The following is an 18,858-nucleotide window of genomic DNA, read 5'->3' on the forward strand; positions in this document are numbered from 1 at the left end:
CTGGGTTTCCCCAGCCATGCCGCCCTGCTAGTGGGACTTGCGAACCCGCAGGTACCACTCTGCCAGCAGGCGTACCTGCTTCTCGGTGTAGCCCCGATCGACCATACGTTCGACAAACTGCTTGTGTTTGCTCTGATCCTCCTGGCTGGCTTTGGGGTTGAAGGAGATAACTGGCAGCAGGTCCTCGGTATTGGAGAACATTTTCTTCTCGATCACACTGCGCAGTTTTTCATAGCTGAGCCAGGACGGGTTTTCACCCTGGTTGTTGGCTCGCGCCCGAAGCACAAAGTTGACGACCTCGTTGCGGAAATCCTTGGGGTTACTGATGCCCGCCGGTTTTTCGATCTTTTCCAGTTCCTCGTTGATAGAAGAACGGTCGAGAATCTCCCCGGTTTCCGGGTCCCGGAATTCCTGATCCTGAATCCACAGGTCGGCATAGGTTACGTAACGGTCGAACAGGTTCTGCCCGTATTCGCTGTAGCTTTCCAGATAAGCCGTCTGGATTTCCTTGCCGATAAACTGAACATAGTGGGGGGCCAGGAATTCTTTGATGAAGCGCAGGTAGCGCTCCTGAACTTCCGGTGCGAACTGTTCCTGTTCAATCTGCTTTTCAATCACGTAAAGCAGGTGCACCGGGTTAGCCGCCACTTCGGTGGTGTCGAAGTTGAACACCTTGGAGAGAATCTTGAACGCAAAGCGGGTGGAAAGGCCGTCCATACCTTCGTTTACGCCCGCCGCATCACGATACTCCTGGATGGACTTTGCTTTCGGGTCGGTATCTTTGATGTTCTGGCCGTCGTAGACTCGCATTTTGGAGAAGATACTGGAGTTTTCCGGCTCTTTGATCCGTGAAAGCACGGAAAACTGAGCCAGCATATCCAGCGTATCGGGAGCGCAGGGCGAGCCTGCAAGGGAGCTGTTTTTTAGCAGCTTCTTGTAGATCTCGACCTCTTCCGTAACCCGCACACAGTAGGGCACTTTGACGATGTACACCCGGTCAAGGAATGCCTCGTTGTGCTTATTGTTCCGGAAGGTCTGCCACTCGGATTCGTTGGAGTGGGCCAGGATAACGCCATCGAAGGGTACAGAGCCCATGCCTTCGGTGGTGTTGTAGTTGCCTTCCTGCGTTGCGGTCAGTAACGGGTGCAGCACTTTGATGGGCGCCTTGAACATCTCCACAAATTCCATTAGTCCCTGGTTGGCCTTGCACAGGCCGCCACTGAAGCTGTAGGCATCCGGGTCATCCTGGGAAAAGTCTTCCAGCATGCGGATGTTCACCTTGCCCACCAGAGCAGAGATGTCCTGGTTGTTGTCGTCCCCAGGTTCGGTTTTGGATACGCCAATCTGATCCAGCACAGAGGGGTACTTTTTCACCACGCGGAACTTGCTGATATCGCCACCATATTCGTGCAGGCGTTTCACCGCCCAGGGGGACATGATGTTCTTTGTATAGCGCGTGGGAATACCGTATTCCTCTTCCAGAATGGCGGCGTCTTCTGCGGGATCAAAAAGCCCAAGAGGGGATTCGTTAACGGGAGAGTCCTTGATGGCATAGAAGGGCACCTTCTGCATCAGGTACTTGAGCTTTTCCGCCAGTGACGATTTACCACCACCAACCGGACCCAGCAGGTATAGAATCTGTTTCTTTTCTTCCAGGCCCTGAGCCGCGTGCCGGTAAAAAGACACGATGTTTTCTACAGCTTCTTCCATACCGTAGAACTCGGAAAATTCCGGATAGCGCTTGATGATTTTGTTGGAAAATATGCGCGACAGACGGGTATCGCGGGAGGTGTCGACAAATTCGGGTTCGCCGATGGCAATCAGTAATCGTTCGGCGGCCGTGGCATAGGCCGTGGGGTCGTTCTTGCAGATCTCGAGGTATTCCTCGAGGCTGTACTCTTCTTCCTGGGTGCTCTCATACCGGTTTTTAAACTGCTGCAGTATGCTCATGGGTAGCCCCTCGCTTGCTGGTCTTCAGCTTTTAATACACGCAATATCCCCGTTGCAGTTACGGACGCCATGCTGGCGATTCGGTTAGTTAAGGGTGGGTGGAATCAACTAATACAGCGGGCCTCGATCTGTGTCGGGTTTCCGCCTGCTCATTCTGAGCTTAGTTCACGGTCACTGGGTTGGACAGGGAGTAAATGGTTAAGGTTCATTAAATTATGTTATCGCCAGAATTACAGCCTCAGCGTTTGGTAAGCCGAAAGACGCTCTCCGTTGCGCTGGCAAGGCCTTTGCGCTTGGTGAATGGGTGGTCGCTGGCCAGGGTGTTGGTAAGAATGTGCTCAATATTATAATCGGGTGAATAGAGTTCGCGGACTTCATCATCGCTCACGTTGAACGGCGGTGGGGTAATTTTGGTACCGTAGTCCAGAGTGATGAGCAGAATGCGTGTGCCCTCTGGGATGATGGCCGTAAGATGGTCAACATAAGCCTTGCGCATGGAGGCAGGCAGTGCGATTAACGCAGCGCGGTCGTAGACCAGGCGGGTGTACTGAAGGTCTTCCGACACCAGTTGAAAGAAATCGCCGCACCATAGTTGCAAGTTCTCATGCTTGAATGTGGTGAAGGGCTCGCTTGGGTGGACCATGGCTTTCTCGCCGGCCTCGGCAAAAAAATCCTTGCAGGCAATTTCGCTTAGCTCCACGCCGATGACAGGGTGGCCGCGATCGTGGAGCCACCACATATCGTGGGCCTTGCCGCACAAGGGTACAAAAACCCCTTCGGTGCCTCCGCCAGAAAGCTCCGGCCAGTGCTCGTAAAGATATTTGTTAACAGAGCCTTCATGGAAACCGATTTCTTTTTTGCTCCAGCGTTCGTGCCAGAATTCGTGTTCCATGGTTGCTGCTCCCTTACTTGTGTGTTTGATTCAGTTTACCCTAATCTTTGCGTTCATTGATGAAGGACGAAAGTATGAAAGCCGTATTTTTAGATGCCACTACACTGGGCGAAGATGTGGATCTCTCGCCTGTTGAGCAGGTTGCCGGCGGCCTGGTGAAGTATGAGGCCACCTCGCCAGGCCAGGTAGTTGAGCGGATTGGGGGCTTTGATACGGTGCTGGTCAACAAAGTGGTACTTGCCCGGGAACATATCGAACAATGCCCGGATCTGAAAACCATCGCTGTTGTGGCCACCGGGCTGAATAATATCGATCTGAATGCAGCTAAAGACCATGGCATACGGGTGCTGAATGTAAAGAACTATGGGCGCTCAACAGTGGCACAGCACACCATGGCACTGATGTTGGCGCTGGCAACACGCTTGCTGGATTACGACAGAGATGTGCGAGCCGGGCGCTGGGCGCAAAGCGACATGTTCTGCTTGATGAATCACCCGATTCTGGAGCTGGAAGGGAGGACTCTGGGTATTCTTGGCTACGGAGACCTCGGCCAGGGTGTTGCCGAGCGAGCCAAGGCATTCGGCATGAAGATACTGCTCGGCGCACGCCCCGGGCAAGCGACGGGGGAGGTCGATGGCTATCCCCGGATACCTCTGAATGAACTCCTGCCGCAGGTCGACGTTCTCTCTCTGCATTGTCTGCTCACGGACGAAACCCGCAACCTGATTGGCGCCCCGGAGCTGCAGGTGATGCGGTCAGACGCCTTGCTGATTAATACCAGTCGCGGTGGTTTGGTCGATGAGGCTGCGCTTGCAAATGCGCTGCGAAAGGGTGTTATCGGGGGAGCAGGGTTTGATGTGTTGACCGAGGAACCTCCGGTAAATGGCAATCCACTACTTGCTGATGATATTCCAAATCTGATTGTTACGCCGCACTCGGCCTGGGCCAGCCGTGAGGCAAGGCAGCGGATTGTGGAGATCACGGCACGAAACCTTGCTTCAGTTTTATGATTTGGTTGGTGTTTTGCACAAGTTGGTTGGTTACTGTGCAGTCAATAATTTTTGCTCGATGTTCGTGTAGCAATTTGTTGGTGGGATTGTAAAACGTTGCAATAAAAGCCGGGCTGCTTCTATCAAATCGGACGCTTTCAAACTAGGTTAACGCGTTGTAAGTATTTGGTAATCTAACGGCTGACATCAGTGTTATGGGCTTTTGCCTCTCACTGAGATAAAACAGCCAGCAGCTTCAGGGAGAGGATGTGTGACGGCAATCAAGTATTTGGTGCTGGTGTTAGGCGTTGCGGCAATGGTTTCCGGGTGTTCGTCATATCAGCATCGTAATCAGATGGCTTCGTTCAATACGGCTTATTCCTCGGGCGATTACGACGCTGCTTTGAAAACGGTGAGTTTCGGTTCCGAAGATGATGAGACCGTAGATTCTGAGGGGCGACTTCTGGAGCTCCTGCATCAGGGCGAGGTGTACCGGCTCACAGGACGTAACGAAGAGTCGGTAAGGGCGTACGATCTTGCAGAAGTGGGCATGAAGTACCTCGACACCGAGGGGATGCTTGAGACAGCTGCCGAGAACTTTATGGCGGTGATGGTGAACGACTCCCAGCGGGATTATGAAGCACTGATGGCTGAGGCTGTCCTGGTTAACACCTACAAAGCGCTAGCATTCCTGGCGGCCGGTAATAATGAGTACGCTCGCATTGAATTCAACCGGGCCAATGACCGTACCCGCCGTGCGGTTGATTACTTCCGTGAGGAAATTGCTGAACAGCAGGCTGCGCTTGAGGAAAAAGCGCGAGAGGGAGAAAACAACGCCTCTATGGTACGAAACAGCCTTCAGAACAAAGAGTTTCAGGCAGCGATTGAGAACCACTATGGTCCCGCCTCCAGCTGGTCTGTTTTTCCCGAGTTTATAGTTCCTTCGAGCACTTACCTCCACGGCATATACTTCCTTGCGAATGCCACGAGTGGTGGAGATTATGAGCGTGCGGCCACGTCGCTCAAGCGGGTTGCGCAGATGAGCCCCGATAGCGCCATATTGAAAGCCGATTCAGACCTGGCAACGAACCTTGCATCTGGCAAGCAAAGCTTGACCGAATTGCCTCCGCAAGTCTGGATTGTTTATGAAAACGGATTGGGTCCGGTTCTGCAGGAAGAGCGCTTTGATGTGCCCTTGCTGCTCTTTCATGGTAACCAGCAAGCTCCGGCTTACATTGGCATTGCATTGCCGAGATACGCTGACCGACCGATGGTCCCGGGAACCTTGGGGGTAATGGGCGATAACGCTGAGACTGTGCAAACGGAGCGGATCTCGGATATGGGCACAGTTATCCGTACCGAAATGAAAGAGCGCTTTGCCGGTGTGCTTACCAGAGCGGTAACTTCAGCGGTTATCAAAGCAGTGATACAGAATGAGGCAGCGGAGCAGTTTGGAGCCCTTGGGCAATTGGGCGCAGCAGCGCTCACGATTGCTACCACCCAGGCAGACTTGCGTGGGTGGCAGGCAATGCCGGATCACTGGCAGGCGGCCCGAATTGACCGGCCAGAGAGTGGTAACCTGACTCTGCTGGATAACCAGGGTGGCGTGCTTGGTAATGTGGAAATACCACAACAACCTTTTACTCTGGTGTATGTTAAGCGCCCGACAATGCTCGCCCCGGCAACGGTCATCACTATGGATCTGCAGGGCGGTGGCGAGGCCGTAGTGGCGCGCCTGCCTGAGATCGCAGAATCAGCTCAGGTGTCCGGTATTCAGTAACAAGTACAACGCATCAAAATCACAGGATGTAGATTATGAAAAGGATAGTGTTTGCCAGCATGCTGGTGCTCAGCCTGGTGGGCTGTGCTTCCCAGCCCGAAACCAGTAGCTCCCTGATCGACAGGCCTGAGTTGAAAGTAGATCCGGAGGTTGTTTACACCATGGGTGTGACCGAACTCTTTCAAGAACGCCTGGCTCAACCTGATGGTGAAAGCCTCCTGCAGGTACAGTTTGCAGTTGAAGCAAGATCAGACGCCGAACTGGCCTGGAAAGTGACCTGGTTTGACGCCAGCGGCATGATGGTTAAGGGCGTTGGTGAAAGCTACCGAAAAGCATCCTTGCTGACCGGCCAGACCCGTTACTTCAAGGCAACGGCGCCCCATTCACGGGTCGTCAGTTACCAGTTACATCTTCGCGAACCCCAATAAAAGGAACATTCAATGCTGATACGCGCTGTTGCTATCTCTGTAGGCCTTACCGTCATCGCCGGCTGTGCCGCACCCACTCGCTATATTGACCCGGCTGCCGACGATGGCCCTGTAGCCATGACTATGGATTACCGGGATTTTGAAAAAGCGGCGACCGATGCCGTGGAAGACATGCTTGCGAGCGGCGCTGTTAATAACCCCAACGGTGGGCGCTACATCATGGTGGTCAGCCGAATTACTAACGACACCATGCAGCGTATTGATACTGACCAGCTGACCAAGAAAATCCGTGTGGCACTTTTGCGCTCCGGCAAGGTAGTCACCACTACTGCCGTTGGCCTGAATGGCGCTGAAGACGAAATGTCCATGAGAGCCCGTGAGCTACGTGATTCCGAAGAATTCGACCAGTCTGGTGTGCAGCGCAAGGGTACGCTCCAAGCTCCCGATTTGAGCCTTTCCGGAAAAATCCTGCAGCGTAATCATCGGGTTGGTAAGGAGCAGCAGGTGGAGTACTACATCCAGCTGTCACTTACAGATTTGGCATCCGGCCTGGCTTTCTGGGAAGGCGAGACTCCCATCATCAAACGTGGCTCTGACAGCTCAGTTTCCTGGTAACCAATCGAGAGATTTGAATAAATGGAATTTCGCAGAACAATGTTATCACTGCTTGTTGCAGCCACCATCTCAGCCACACCGCTAATGACAGGTAGCGCCCTGGCGCAGGAAGATCTCAGCGCACAGGTTGAAGCTGCCGAGCAGGACGCCAGCAAAACCCCGCCGTCCCCCTTTATGGCGGTATCTGAGGTGGATTCAGGCAATGAAGAAGTGCAGAATTTTCTGGATGCAAGGGGTTGGGTGCAAGGTGAGTCTGAAAAGAATCCCGGTGGAGGCATGCTGGTTATTGGTCGCGCATACGTGGCTGCAGATCCACGGGATATCAGCTACAGCGAAGCCCGGATTCTGGCCACTCAGGAAGCCTTCCTGAGTGCCATGGGAGAGCTTATTTCCCAGAACGCGGTGCAGGTCGGTGCCCGGATGACAGACAAGTTCATGAAGGATGACTTGCCAGAGGATGTCAAAGACACCACCAGCATCGAAGCCTTCGGGAAAGCGGTAGCTGGCCGGGCTGCAGAGCTGACTGTGCAGGGGCTGAACGCTCTTCTTGAAGAGTTGGGAGCCGACACTTCCGAAATGCCGGAAATGAGCGTTGCCGAGCGCAAGAACATGCTCTATGACGAGTTTGTAGCTGAAGCAACCAAGCGGGCTATGGGCGAACTCTCAGGCATCGGTATTTTTGGGGTTATCCAGGAAGTGGGCGGCTCTGCAATATCGGAAAATGGCGCAGTTTCCGTTGTTGTTGTGAAGTCTGACCGTTTCAATGAGTTTGCGCGACAGTTGCGAACCGGTGATGTGGCTCCAGGCCAAGCTATTCCGGTAGATGATATTCAGAAGCGTTTGATGCCTCACGTTAAAGATAAGGTGCCCATGCTGGGATACTACGGCGTTCAGCCTATGGTGGACGGTTCCGGCAGGTTTGGTCTGGTGTCATTCGGTATGGCGGGGCCACAGCTGGTGCGTGGCACAATGGACAAGTACGACGTAGCCGCTGAGCTTGAGGCCTCGCGCAAAAGCGCCAATGCCATGGCCGATGCCTGGCTGGCACAGTTTGCATCCATGACCGTGAAAATGGATTACGAGGAAATCCGGCGCAAGCTGGTGCAGAAAGTTCGGGAAACCCGCGGCAACGGTCGTACGGAGATCAAGACATCCACTGGTGTGGGCAAGATGGTGAATGAAATCCTGCAGTCAGAGGCCAACGTGCGCCTGCGGGGAGTTCAAACCATCGCTCAGTGGGATGCGCAGGATCCGGAAACCGGCCACCCCTACCTGGGCTACGTAAAATACTGGTCGCCCAGCACATCTGCCAAGGCTCAGGGTATCGATAAGCCTGCCCCCAAGGCCGCAAAAAGCACGTCTGCAGATGGCGCCGGTAAAGCCGGTACAGAGCGCTCGGTGAGAAGCACCGGTTCGTTCGGAGACTGGTAATGAAGTGGCTCCAGATTGTTATTGCCTTTCTGCTTCCGGTTGTAGCCCATGCTGCAACCGAAATCAGGACCGTGTCTGCCGAGGCCACCGGAGTTAACCGGGAGGAGGCCGTCTACAATGCGCTGAGTGAGGCAATACGGCAGGTGCGTGGGGCCCAGATCAGTGCCAGCCGGCAGGTTCAGAGCGCTCTGCTCAGAGTTACCGAGCGTAGCGAGGGGGGGCGTGAACGCAGTACGACCATGTCGGCGACCCAGTCGAGCGATACGCAGGTATCATCAAGCGGTCTCATTTCCGGGTACAGGATTCTGTCGGTATCTGACGCGCCGGGTGGAGGTGGCAAGCTTGCCCGGCTGGAAGTGAAAGTTCCTGTTTATAAAACGCCAGGATCATCATCCCAGGATAGCCGCTGGCGGATGGCGGTTTATCCGGTCTGGGTACCCCGTCCACACTATCAGGTGGCCGAGCGGCGCCTGTCCAGGGTAGAGGTCTCTGATCGCATGACTCAGGCCATTAGCGAAGCTCTTGTTCAGTCCCGCCGCTTTGCAATGCTTGCTCGAGACAAGGAGCATGCCATGGTTCTGGAAAGGGCCCGCATGGCCGGGGAGGACATTCCAGTGGCAGAGAAGGCCATGCTCGGTAATGAACTCGGTGCAGAGTATCTGGTGGTTGCTCAGGTTACGGACTTGACGCTGGGCGTTGATGAAAAAGTATCCTCGCTCACCGGGGAACGCACACGGCAACAGACCGGAGCAGTCGTAGTTGAAGCGCGAGTGGTCGTGCCTGCCACTGGAGCGATGGTTTGGAGCGATACCCTTAACCTGTCAGCTGACGCTCTTGGCCTTGAGCTGGACGGATCTCCGGGAGCCATGCAGCGGCTCTTTGACAAGGCCGGGCAGGAAGTTGCCCTGGCTGTTATTGATGCAGTCTGGCCGCCTCTGGTTGAAGCCCGTCAGGGTGACGAGTTGGTGATTAATATGGGTGGCGAACTGATGAAGAAAGGTCAGCGCTGGGAGGTTTTCTCCCTCGGTAATGCCGTCCGAAATAGCCATACCGGCAAAAGCCTGGGGCGCACAGAGACTTTAATTGCAACTGTGGAAGTGACTCGCTCCACGCCCAAAATGGCATACGCTCGAATTGTTGAGGGTGCCGTTCAGGGAAAAGGGCATGTATTGCGCCAGCCTTCCTACGTTGAAAGTCAGGATCCGGCTGAAGCAATTCGGGGAACCCGTAAGCGCACTTGTTTGCCTATTGATCCTTGCTAATCAGCTTCCCCGGAAACTGGAGTCAAAATCTGATTCAGTGGTGTCCGGGGAAGTCTGGTCTACCCAATCGGTCGGCTTGGGTATCAGTACCTCCAGCCAACGCTGAAGGATGCACCCATCTGGCTCATGCTCAGCTCAATTTCCTGGCCAGGGCCCATTGGGTTATCGCCACGGACGCTTTTGCGTGGAGAGTAGAACGCCATACCGGACGCTTCCAGGCTTTCGCTGAAGTGATGGGTGAAGCCGCCGGTGAAGTGCCATTCCTGAACGCCCGGTGCGAGGATGTTAAACAGCACTTCCTCGTCGCGAATCGGTTGCTTGCCGTAGCTAACACCGGCGCGCCAGGTTTGCGTGTTGTCTTGCTGCCACTGCCAGCCGAGTTTAACGATGGTCATATCGTCCCAGCCAAAGCCGGCGCCTTGATCATCACCTAGCGGCGCTTGCATCAGGTTGGGCATCATCGGATTGCCAACACTGTTGATGTCACTGTAACGGACGTGCTGCACATCCAGCAGAATCCAGTGGTCTTGAATGCCTGACCAGGCAACGCCTGCATTGAACATCTGTGGAATATCGAATCCACCTTGTTCTGCAAACAGGCCTTCGTATCGGTCAAACTCTTCCATATCGAGAATGGTACGCCAACTTGCACCTGCACGAAGAGTTTCGCTTACCTGACCCTGCCAGCCAATTTGAATGCCATAGCCCCAGGCATCATCAGTGCCGTTGTTGGTTAAGGCATCAGGGTTGGAAGAAAAGCCCGAGAAATTGCGCAAGCCTTCGGCTTTAAAGCGCTGGTAGGCGATCAGTGGCGAAATACCCAGAGCCTGCCCTTCAGAGAACTCCCAGGACCAGGTGGGAGCAATGAAAACCTGCTCCAGATTAACCCCGGCTTTACCCCCTCCATAAGTGCCGCCATTATCACCACTGTACTCGGTGTTCATGCCGCCATTGGCAAATATAGACAGTCCGAGGCTGTGACCATTGCCGAGATCACGGTTATAGCCAAAGTGAGGAATAAAAAAGGCTTTGTTCTCGCTCGATACCTTGCCAGGAGCCAGGTAAAAGGTCTGCGGTGTGTTAGGGGCTCCACCCTCCACTGTATAGCGGCGGCGAGGAGAGAAAACTTCCAGCCCACCGTCTATTCTGCTGCCTACAAACGCCATGCCCGCCGGATTGGTCGCTGCTGCCATGCTGTCTTGGGACAAAGCGGCCCCAGTGCCTGCCATGCCCGCACTAATGGTGCCGTAGCCATGGCTGAAGTAGCCATTGGTTGCCAGAGCTGTTGTTGGGAGGGTTGCAAGAGCGAAAGCCCCTAAAGCAAGTTTAAAGCGCATGTGTAGTCCCGTTTGGTTTAGCGACATATATTAGGTAGCCGCCTTTTTACAGAGAAATGGTTATAAGGGGAAGTGATAAATATAAATATGGTTATATCTAATGGTGAGCCTCGCAAAAAACGGCTGATCAGCCATACTTGATTGAAGGCGGATATCTAACTGATAATCTGGATAAAACAGGAACAACAGGAACAACAGGAACTAAAGTGGCTTCATTCCAACTTAAAGAACGGCTCCAGGCAGCAGAAACATGGATTCTTGCAAACCCGAATCCGCCGCAAAGTTGGCCCTGGACTCTGTTGTACAAGGCCGGGCGTTCTGTATATGCGCTTATACGGGATGTCGTCAGTGGCCAGTTAACCCTCCATGCCATGAGCCTGGTGTACACCACACTGCTGAGTATTGTGCCGCTGTTGGCTCTGAGCTTTTCGGTGTTAAAGGCTTTGGGTGTTCATCAGCGTATGGAACCTTTCCTGTTCCAGTTTTTTCAGCCCATGGGGCCGGAAGGCGTAGAAATGGCGGAGCGCATCCTTGGCTTCGTGGACAACATGAAGGTTGGCGTTCTGGGCTCTGTGGGTCTTGCCTTGCTGGTGTACACCGTCGTTTCGCTGGTGCAGAAAATCGAGCGGTCTTTCAATATGATCTGGCGAGTGCCAGAGATGCGGTCGGTGGCCCAGAGGTTCAGTAACTATTTAAGCGTTATCATGGTCGGGCCGCTGCTGATGGTGTCGGCTATTGGCGCGAGCGCCACTATTTTTTCCTCCTCAATTGTTCAAACCCTGATGGCCGTTGAGCCGTTTGGCTCGCTGATTCTTGCAATTAGCCGCTTTACCCCATTCTTTCTCGTGGTCGGTGCCTTCACATTCGTCTATGTGTTTATGCCCAACACCCGTGTAAAACTGCGATATGCATTTCTTGGTGGTTTGGTTGCTGGTGTGTCCTGGCAGGCTGGTGGCATGTTGTTTGCCTCGTTTGTTGCAGGTTCAGCAAAATACGCAGCGATTTATTCCAGTTTTGCGATCGGCATAATCATGCTGATATGGATTTACCTTAACTGGATGATTCTTCTTTTAGGGGCGAGTTTGGCATTTTACCTGCAAAACCCGGGGTCGGTTGCCAAGCGCAGTCATGTTCAGCTTTCTCCGGAGCTTCAGGAAAAGATCGCCTTGGCCATGATGTGGTTGGTAGCTCGGCCGTTCAGTGAGGGCAGCAAGGCGCCGCAACAGGAAGTTTTGGAGCAATCATTACGGGTGCCAGGAGAGGTTACGCGAGGGGTAAGTGACAAGCTGATTCGCGCTGGTTTGTTGACGCTTGCCGGTCGCCAAGGCGACCAGTTGGTTCCGGGGCGTGCGCTGGACCTTATTACAGTGGGAGACGTGCTGAAGGCCGTTCGCCACGATGAAGATCGTGTTGTGGACAGGCTTCCGCCGGTGTTCCCCCCTGAGCTGCTCAAGGGCGAGCGAGAAAATGACTCCACGACCTTTGCGGTCCTGCTGAAAAGCGGCGGTGGTACGGCGGTCAGCCCCGAGCAGTCTCGCTAAGAACTGCTTTAAGGGCCGCCCGAACGCGGCCGGTCTGCTCCGGAGTGAGTCGCACGAGTTTATCCAGATCTTCCTCAGGCAGGTTGCGCTGGTTAGCATGACGCAACACCTCACGGCTGCCTATCACCATGCCATCTGCCAGTGTTGTCTGTTCCTGATCTGGCACAGGGCGCTCAGCAGACATTAGGTAAGCGTGATATTTTGGCGGCAAGCCCCATTCGCTGGCGATTAACTGTGATGCGACCCACTGGTAGCGAGCCAAAGCGGTGCGAATCAATGCAACATCCGGCTCGCCGCCTCCACGTTGCGCCCGGCATATCCGCTGAAGCTCGCGAAGAATGGTGATATAGGACAGTGCTGGCAGCAAGCCGACAGTGAAATATGCGCTGGTGTCCTCGCCATGAAACTTGGCGATAAACTCCGATGCCCTTGCACAGGTAAGCCCCCAGCGCCATGCTCGCTTCGCAAACTGCGCTTCCCGGCTGTTGCGGGCCGTCATCAACGGGCGCATAACTGCCGCCGCAACAACGTTCCGGATACCATCGATACCCAGGATGAAGACAGCCTGGTCAACAGATTCGATGGTGTGATCACCGGTGCGGAAATAGGGGCTGTTAGCAATCTGCAATATTTGATCGGTTAAAGAAGGGTCGCCCAGAATAATTTGACTCAGCTTTTGCCTGTCGCCTGAATCATCCGAGAGGGCTCTCATCAACATGGGGAGTGTCATAGGCTGTCTTGGCAGCTCTTCCACCTTGTTGTTTGTGAGACGGTGCTCAAGCTCCTGAAGTGCACGGTCGGAGTGCGACAGCTCACCGCGCAGCCTGGCCGGGCCTGTGTCCAGGAGCCAGCAGAACAGGTTTTCTTCAAGCAGCAGCATCAGGCTCTGGTTGCCGTCTGCTGGTGTCTTTGGTTCAGAGGGCGATGCCGAGTTGAACAGCCGCGCCTCTGGGGCCGGAGGAGGCGATGGTTTTGCTGTGGTGAAGAATCCTGCTATCCAGGAAAAAAAGCCTGGCATCCATTGCCTCCAGGTAAATCAGTCGTCAAAGTATACGTGCTTACAAAATACAGTATAAAGATCTGCTGAAGCCTTTGCACAGAATAAAGCATTGCGGCCAGAACAGTCGTTACGTCAGAGCTCCACCGAACACAAAGATGAGCTGGCAAACACCTGCAGAAAAACCCAAAAATGCGCCTACAAGGATCAGCTTTATTTCGTCTTCCTGGAAGCAGGGGCGAAGCAAATCCTGAAACTCCTCAGACGAAAGCGCAATCATCCGCTCAAGCATAATCGCCTCAATAGCCCGGGCTCGGTCTGTCTCAAACATCGGATCATTAAAGGATGTTTTCGATATTTCGATGGCCTTTTCGCCCACCTGGTTTTTCAGGGTGGCAAAGCCGGTAGGGCCGAATGCCACCTGTGTAAGAGCTTTGCCCATACCCGCTGTTTCGTCCACCAGCGGTTTGATGTGCTTTTTAACCATGTTACGTGCGCGGTCTCCCTTGGGGCCTTCAAGAATGGCGCCAATGATATTGCCGACGGTGAGAATTTCATGGGTGATGATATGGCAGAAGGACTGGGAAACTTCGGGTTGCCGTTTTAGGAATAACCCCTGAATTCGCAAGGGGCCAATTTTTCTTTCTCGCAATGGCCGGAAAATAACGTTCAGTGCAATCCAGTTGGTTGCCCATCCCACCATCAGGCCAAAGAAAGGTAGCACCCACCAGGCCTGGTAAAAGTACCAGACAGCCATCTGAACCAGGCCGAAGAGAAAGCCGAAATAAAGGCCGGAATTGACGATAAAGCGAAACTCGGCTTCGCCACATTCGAGAAATATCCGGTTCAACAGTTTCTTGTCTGCGGAGAGCTTCTCAATGGTCATGGTCTTGATATCGAGCAGGTCTTCTATGTTGTTGGAGATGTCGCCAACCAGGTTGTCCACCAGTTGTGGAGTAGCCCTGCGAACCCTGTCATAAATCATCTTGCGGGCAGAGGCGGGCAGGTTCTCCCAAAACGTGGGGTACTCCCGAAGCATCATTTCATCAACATATTCTTCAATGCGAGGCTCTACCGAATGAACAATATGCGTAGCGAGTACTTTGGGGTCAATTTGCTCAAAAATCTCCCGCACCGTGCCGATTTTCGAAATGGTGGCATCTACGGCAATGGCTGCCATCTTACTGGCCTTTGAAGGAATAATGCCCTGCCAGCCCAGAAGTGGAGGTTTGCCAACAAACTCCAGAGGGAGGAAGGTCATTTTTATGGCGAGCCAATTAGTAATCCAGCCAATGAGAGCGGCAATAACGGGAATGCTGAGGTATTGCCAGAATTCAGGGTTGTTGAGCAGGCTTGTCATCCGGGTGTTGCACTCGCTTTTTGTTAGTGTCGGCGGGTTGAAGCATGTGTGGGTGGCGAGAGTCTGTCAATGACTCATCAGACTCGCTGGGGGCGGCAGTGTGGTCTAGCCGCCAACATCTCCCCATAACCACTGGCACAGGGTCATTGCAGCGACGGGCGCTGTTTCTGTTCTCAGAACCCTTGGGCCCAGTGCTACGGGTAAAAAACCTTCCTTTTCCGCAAGGGCAATTTCGTCTGCCGTCAGGCCACCTTCAGGGCCGATCATCAGGGCCAGGCTGCCAGGTTTGGATATGGAACTGAGGGATTGTTCAGTGCGGTGGTGCAGTACCAAGCGCAACTCACAGATACGGCTGTGCTCCAGCCATTGTTCAATGGTCATAACCGGAAGAATCTCGGGTATGCGCGCCCGGCCGCATTGCTCTGCGGCGCTGATGGCAACCGATTGCCAGTGGCGCAGGCGTTTTTCCTCCCGGTCGCCTTTGAGTTTTACGTCGCAGCGCTCAGTTGTGAGGGGCACTATTTGGGTAACGCCCATCTCAACTGCTTTTTGAACGGCGTAATCCATTCGATCGCCCTTGGATAAGGTTTGGCCAAGGGTGATTTGAAGAGGCGATTCATTAGGGTTGGCAATTGGCGCGCCCACTAATACCTCTACGTGCTTCTTACCTGCTTCAGTAATGGTCGCCGGGTAATCCTGACCATCCCCGTTAAACAGTCTGAGCTCTTGCCCTGGCTGCATGCGCAACACCTTACCAACATGCTGGGCAGCGTTTTCGTCCAGACCCGCATGGTTGCCTTCGCTTAGTGGCGAATCGGTATAAATTCTGGGGATGCGCATGTGTGTTTACCTTGATCAGTCCCTAACGGCTATGTTGATGCCTTCTGTCGCAACCTGGGCCAGATGGCGTATCTGATCTTCAGTAATGACGTAAGGCGGCATGAAGTAAACCACATTACCCAGGGGGCGAAGCAAGGCCTGGCGCGTGAGAGAGTGCTGATACACGCGAACACCCCGGCGTTCTTGCCAGGGGAAGGGTGTTTTCGAGGCTCTGTCTTTCACCATTTCAATTGCCAGAGTCATTCCGTGCTGGCGGATATCACCTACATTCGGGTGATCGGCCAGGTGAGCTACGGAATCAGCCATGCAAGCCGAAAGTCTGCGGTTGTTCTCAATCACATTATCATCCCGGAAGATGTCCAGAGTGGCCAGCGCCACGGCGCAGCCGATGGGGTTGCCGGTGTAGCTGTGGCTGTGCAGGAACGCTTTCAGAGTTTCGTAATCATCGTAAAAGGCGTTATAAACGGTGTCTGTTGTTAGCACGACCGAGAGGGGAAGGTAGCCGGCGGTAAGGCCTTTAGATAAACACATGAAGTCTGGCGTAATGCCGGATTGCTCGCACGCAAACAGGGTGCCGGTGCGGCCAAAGCCCACGGCAATCTCATCGGCAATCAAATGCACGCCATAGCGATCACAGGCTTCTCGCAACTTGGTGTGGTAAATCGGGTGATGCATGCGCATGCCACCGGCGCACTGGATCAGCGGCTCCACCACAACGGCACAGATTTCATCGTGCTTTTCTTCAAGCAGCTTTTCCATTACTTCAAACTGACGCAGAGCATAGGCCTCGTCGGTTTCGCCTTCTTCCTTGTTGTAGGCATCGGGTGAAGGTGCGGTGATGACCTCCATAAGCAGGGGTTGATAGGTGTCCTTGTACAAAGCCACGTCGCCTAATGCTAAAGCTCCCAGGGTTTCACCGTGATAACTGTTGGCCAAATTCACAAAATTCTTCTTGTTGGGTTTGCCCTGGTTCTTCCAGAAATGAAAGCTCATTTTGAGGGCAGCTTCGATGGCTGATGATCCGTTGTCGGCGTAGAAGCATTTGTTGAGGCCTTCAGGGGTCACCTCAATCAGCCGCTCTGAAAGGTTAACCACGGGTTCGTGGGTGAAACCGGCAAGAATGACGTGTTCCAACTCACCAATCTGCTTCTGGATGGCTGCGTTGATTCTGGGGTTAGCGTGGCCGAACAGGTTAACCCACCAGGAACTGACTGCATCAATAAACCGGTTGTTTTCGAAATCCTCCAGCCAAACACCTTCACCACGCTTGATAGGCACAAGTGGCAGGGTTTCGTGGTCTTTCATCTGGGTGCAGGGGTGCCATACAGATTTGAGGCCGCGGGCGACAAGGTCGGCGTTACGCATAGGGCGGGGCTCCAGTTAAAGCAGTAGTTCAAGAATCGTGAGTTATCGGCTGTTAACCGAAAGGGATAATACAGTTAACAGCGGCGACTGACTACTGTGCCAAACCTCATCGATTAATTGGCCAATGTGTGCAATGGGATCTGCCCTGACAATCTCAAAAAAACAAATATAGAGGTGAGATTACTATGGACGTTCAACTGACCCACCCGTATCAGGCAGGCCTTGAACAAGTGCTGGGAGCCTTCTTTAGCGAGGATCATATACTTGAGCGTAATGCCATACTGGGCGCCCGTAACGTGCGTGTGGCTGAGCTGGAACGGGATGATTCAACGGCAAAGGTGGTTGTTGAGCGACAAATGACAAGCTCCAGTGAGGTGTCGGGGTTTCTGTCTCACTTCCACCGTGAGTGGAATGAAGTCCGGCAGGAAGAACACTGGTTTCGCAAAAGTGACGGCGAGTGGCACTGCGAGTTTCGGGTGCACGTGAACGGTGTGCCGGCGAAAATCAAAGGCATGATGCGGCTGGAAGGCACAGCAGAAGCTTGCACCAATCATGTAACCCTGAGCGTGCGCTGTGATGTGCCATTGCTGGGTAAAAAAATTGCGGCATTTCTGCGAGACGACTCACACGCCAAAATCGAACGTGAGTATGAAACCATACAGCAATTGCTATAATGCGCGATCACGGATGAACACAACGCAAAGGATGCGGTATGAGCAAACCAGTAGTGCTTCTCGGAGACTTGGGCTCTGATCACCAGGGCTTCCCTCCCACACCGGTACTAGCCGGCTCCCCCGATGTGCTGATAGATGGCAAACCCGTCGCCCGAGTAGGCGACCCACTAGCTCCTCACTCCAAACCGAAACATCCTCCACACCCCCGGGCTATTGCAGCCGGTTCTGGCACTGTGCTGGTTAATGGTATACCTGCTGCTGTGACGGGTAGTGCTATTACCTGTGGTGGGGTGGCGATTGGCACTGGTTCGGTGGTTATTGGTGATTCTCATACGCCAGCGGCTTTTTCTGGAGCATCGTCTGCGCTTAAAGGACCGGATCGTGCATTGATGGAAATCGGTACTTCTGGCGAGAAACAGGTGTCCTCTGAGTCAGCTCGGTGGTCGGAAAGGAAAACAGGCGCGGTGGACGTCCCAGGTTTCGCCTCAAAGTTGCAGGTAACAGGGTCATCAGAGCAAACCGATGGTTTCCGCGGCGGACAGCTGGAGGGTGCAGCGACCAGTAAGTCTGGCGCCTCGACAGATGACGAACTCTTCGAGCGAGCTATTCGAGCTCTAGAAGCAGAGGTTGCCAATATCGGAGCTCACGCTACGGTCGATGGGCAAACTCGACAAGCGTATGCACGCCAAATCGGAGAAATGGCTGAAGAACTTCGAGCTCAGGCTCGATCTGGGCACATTAGCTGGAAGCAAGCTGCCGAACAGGCAGAGGAGGCCCGAAACCTGATCATGGACATTATCCGGAATCGTAGCACTCCTGTCGGACGGGCCCTTGCTCAGCAGATTAAAAGCGAAGGAAAAACACTGAATGAGCTGGTTGGTCGAAAGACAAGACAGCTCTTTGGCTCGAATGCCAGCTTCCCGTTTTTGGACTCATCGCAGAAGCAGGCAGTTTATGGGGCGATAGTTGAATCGGCAGGGAAGTCGAATCCGAAAGTATCGGCGACCATGAAGCGACTTTCTCATGCAGGAAAAGGACTTATCATTTTGTCTCTGGGACTTTCGGTCTACAGAATCGCTGTCGCGGATGATCGGGTGGAGGCCGCTGCAGAAGAGGCCGCGATTACCAGCGCGGGTGTAGGTGGAGGCATTGCAGGAGGTGCAATTGCTGGACTCGCCTGCGGCCCTGGTGCGCCGATTTGCGTAGGTGTCGGAGCTTTTGTTGGCGGCGGGTTGGCTGCTTTTGGCGTAAGCGTTTTCTGGTGAGGGGGTTATTGTGAGGCAGTTACTCCGCGAGGACGTTGAGCTTATTCTAGCCAGTAAAGCTACGGAGACCCGCTTGGCAACAAGCCTTGTTAAAATTGGGGCTGGCATAACCGGAGAGCCGGTTGAAGGCGC

At 53.9% G+C, this 18,858-nt stretch carries 16 protein-coding genes; 9 read left to right on the plus strand and 7 right to left on the minus strand.

Features of this window, described 5'->3' with window-relative positions; translation table 11 throughout:
* Positions 1-27: 27 nt before the first annotated feature.
* Complete coding sequence (locus CDH47_RS03015) at positions 28-1,950, minus strand: PrkA family serine protein kinase (RefSeq protein ID WP_100638330.1); 1,923 nt, start codon at positions 1,948-1,950, stop codon at positions 28-30.
* Positions 1,951-2,188: 238 nt separating this feature from the next.
* Positions 2,189-2,842: a thiopurine S-methyltransferase gene (gene tmpT / locus CDH47_RS03020; protein WP_100638331.1), complete on the minus strand. Its 654-nt coding sequence runs from the start codon at positions 2,840-2,842 to the stop codon at positions 2,189-2,191.
* Positions 2,843-2,916: 74 nt separating this feature from the next.
* Here tmpT and CDH47_RS03025 point away from each other — a divergent pair, with 74 nt between their 5' ends.
* The 6 genes from CDH47_RS03025 to CDH47_RS03050 all read left to right on the plus strand — a co-directional run bounded on the left by CDH47_RS03025 (position 2,917) and on the right by CDH47_RS03050 (position 9,347).
* Positions 2,917-3,852 carry a D-2-hydroxyacid dehydrogenase gene (locus tag CDH47_RS03025; protein ID WP_100638332.1) on the plus strand — a complete coding sequence of 312 codons (936 nt, stop codon included), beginning with the start codon at positions 2,917-2,919 and terminating at the stop codon, positions 3,850-3,852.
* Positions 3,853-4,102: 250 nt separating this feature from the next.
* On the plus strand, positions 4,103-5,611 hold the full coding sequence (locus tag CDH47_RS03030; protein WP_239985554.1) for a COG3014 family protein: 1,509 nt from the start codon (positions 4,103-4,105) through the stop codon (positions 5,609-5,611).
* Between the two features lie 35 nt (positions 5,612-5,646).
* A complete protein-coding gene (locus CDH47_RS03035; RefSeq protein ID WP_100638333.1) occupies positions 5,647-6,039 on the plus strand; it encodes a YcfL family putative periplasmic lipoprotein in 393 nt (130 codons plus the stop codon).
* A 12-nt stretch (positions 6,040-6,051) separates the two neighbouring features.
* A complete protein-coding gene (gene lpoB / locus CDH47_RS03040; protein WP_100638334.1) occupies positions 6,052-6,654 on the plus strand; it encodes a penicillin-binding protein activator LpoB in 603 nt (200 codons plus the stop codon).
* Positions 6,655-6,693: 39 nt separating this feature from the next.
* Entirely contained in the window at positions 6,694-8,085 is a 1,392-nt protein-coding gene (locus tag CDH47_RS03045) for a DUF6844 domain-containing protein (protein WP_153045455.1), read from the plus strand.
* Positions 8,085-9,347, plus strand: a complete 1,263-nt coding sequence (locus tag CDH47_RS03050) for a CsgG/HfaB family protein (RefSeq protein WP_100638336.1) — start codon at positions 8,085-8,087, stop codon at positions 9,345-9,347. Before CDH47_RS03045 ends, CDH47_RS03050 begins: the two co-directional genes overlap by 1 nt.
* 83 nt (positions 9,348-9,430) lie before the next feature.
* Here the strand turns inward: CDH47_RS03050 and CDH47_RS03055 are convergent, their stop codons facing one another.
* Positions 9,431-10,684 (minus strand): OmpP1/FadL family transporter, encoded by a 1,254-nt coding sequence (locus tag CDH47_RS03055; RefSeq protein WP_100638337.1) that lies wholly within the window; start codon positions 10,682-10,684, stop codon positions 9,431-9,433.
* A 206-nt stretch (positions 10,685-10,890) separates the two neighbouring features.
* On the opposite strand from CDH47_RS03055, the gene CDH47_RS03060 reads away from it, so the two are divergent.
* Positions 10,891-12,225: a YihY/virulence factor BrkB family protein gene (locus tag CDH47_RS03060; protein ID WP_100638338.1), complete on the plus strand. Its 1,335-nt coding sequence runs from the start codon at positions 10,891-10,893 to the stop codon at positions 12,223-12,225.
* Here the strand turns inward: CDH47_RS03060 and CDH47_RS03065 are convergent.
* The 4 genes from CDH47_RS03065 to CDH47_RS03080 all read right to left on the minus strand — a co-directional run bounded on the left by CDH47_RS03065 (position 12,203) and on the right by CDH47_RS03080 (position 16,787).
* Positions 12,203-13,243 (minus strand): HDOD domain-containing protein, encoded by a 1,041-nt coding sequence (locus CDH47_RS03065; protein ID WP_100638339.1) that lies wholly within the window; start codon positions 13,241-13,243, stop codon positions 12,203-12,205. The two genes, CDH47_RS03060 and CDH47_RS03065, sit on opposite strands and share 23 nt — an antisense overlap.
* Before the next feature lie 109 nt (positions 13,244-13,352).
* Positions 13,353-14,582: a DUF445 domain-containing protein gene (locus tag CDH47_RS03070; protein WP_100638340.1), complete on the minus strand. Its 1,230-nt coding sequence runs from the start codon at positions 14,580-14,582 to the stop codon at positions 13,353-13,355.
* 105 nt (positions 14,583-14,687) lie between these two features.
* Positions 14,688-15,422 carry a 16S rRNA (uracil(1498)-N(3))-methyltransferase gene (locus CDH47_RS03075; protein ID WP_100638341.1) on the minus strand — a complete coding sequence of 245 codons (735 nt, stop codon included), beginning with the start codon at positions 15,420-15,422 and terminating at the stop codon, positions 14,688-14,690.
* A gap of 15 nt (positions 15,423-15,437) precedes the next feature.
* Positions 15,438-16,787, minus strand: coding sequence for an adenosylmethionine--8-amino-7-oxononanoate transaminase (locus CDH47_RS03080; protein ID WP_100638342.1), 1,350 nt, complete (start codon positions 16,785-16,787; stop codon positions 15,438-15,440).
* Positions 16,788-16,972: 185 nt separating this feature from the next.
* Here CDH47_RS03080 and CDH47_RS03085 point away from each other — a divergent pair, with 185 nt between their 5' ends.
* Positions 16,973-17,461 (plus strand): DUF2505 domain-containing protein, encoded by a 489-nt coding sequence (locus CDH47_RS03085; RefSeq protein WP_100638343.1) that lies wholly within the window; start codon positions 16,973-16,975, stop codon positions 17,459-17,461.
* Between the two features lie 38 nt (positions 17,462-17,499).
* Positions 17,500-18,726, plus strand: a complete 1,227-nt coding sequence (locus tag CDH47_RS17660; RefSeq protein WP_239985555.1) for a type VI secretion system PAAR protein — start codon at positions 17,500-17,502, stop codon at positions 18,724-18,726.
* Positions 18,727-18,858: the final 132 nt, after the last annotated feature.

Source organism: Marinobacter salexigens (assembly GCF_002806945.1).
Classification (GTDB): domain Bacteria; phylum Pseudomonadota; class Gammaproteobacteria; order Pseudomonadales; family Oleiphilaceae; genus Marinobacter; species Marinobacter salexigens.

Excerpts from the sequence above, each read along its gene's own strand:
- CDH47_RS17660 (WP_239985555.1), top strand. The coding sequence starts at position 17,500 with ATGAGCAAACCAGTAGTGCTTCTCGGAGACTTGGGCTCTGATCACCAG.
- CDH47_RS03015 (WP_100638330.1), bottom strand. The coding sequence starts at position 1,950 with ATGAGCATACTGCAGCAGTTTAAAAACCGGTATGAGAGCACCCAGGAA.
- CDH47_RS03055 (WP_100638337.1), bottom strand. The coding sequence starts at position 10,684 with ATGCGCTTTAAACTTGCTTTAGGGGCTTTCGCTCTTGCAACCCTCCCA.
- CDH47_RS03070 (WP_100638340.1), bottom strand. The coding sequence starts at position 14,582 with ATGACAAGCCTGCTCAACAACCCTGAATTCTGGCAATACCTCAGCATT.
- CDH47_RS03035 (WP_100638333.1), top strand. The coding sequence starts at position 5,647 with ATGAAAAGGATAGTGTTTGCCAGCATGCTGGTGCTCAGCCTGGTGGGC.
- CDH47_RS03085 (WP_100638343.1), top strand. The coding sequence starts at position 16,973 with ATGGACGTTCAACTGACCCACCCGTATCAGGCAGGCCTTGAACAAGTG.
- CDH47_RS03045 (WP_153045455.1), top strand. The coding sequence starts at position 6,694 with ATGTTATCACTGCTTGTTGCAGCCACCATCTCAGCCACACCGCTAATG.
- CDH47_RS03075 (WP_100638341.1), bottom strand. The coding sequence starts at position 15,422 with ATGCGCATCCCCAGAATTTATACCGATTCGCCACTAAGCGAAGGCAAC.
- CDH47_RS03025 (WP_100638332.1), top strand. The coding sequence starts at position 2,917 with ATGAAAGCCGTATTTTTAGATGCCACTACACTGGGCGAAGATGTGGAT.
- CDH47_RS03050 (WP_100638336.1), top strand. The coding sequence starts at position 8,085 with ATGAAGTGGCTCCAGATTGTTATTGCCTTTCTGCTTCCGGTTGTAGCC.
- CDH47_RS03065 (WP_100638339.1), bottom strand. The coding sequence starts at position 13,243 with ATGCCAGGCTTTTTTTCCTGGATAGCAGGATTCTTCACCACAGCAAAA.
- lpoB (WP_100638334.1), top strand. The coding sequence starts at position 6,052 with ATGCTGATACGCGCTGTTGCTATCTCTGTAGGCCTTACCGTCATCGCC.
- tmpT (WP_100638331.1), bottom strand. The coding sequence starts at position 2,842 with ATGGAACACGAATTCTGGCACGAACGCTGGAGCAAAAAAGAAATCGGT.
- CDH47_RS03080 (WP_100638342.1), bottom strand. The coding sequence starts at position 16,787 with ATGCGTAACGCCGACCTTGTCGCCCGCGGCCTCAAATCTGTATGGCAC.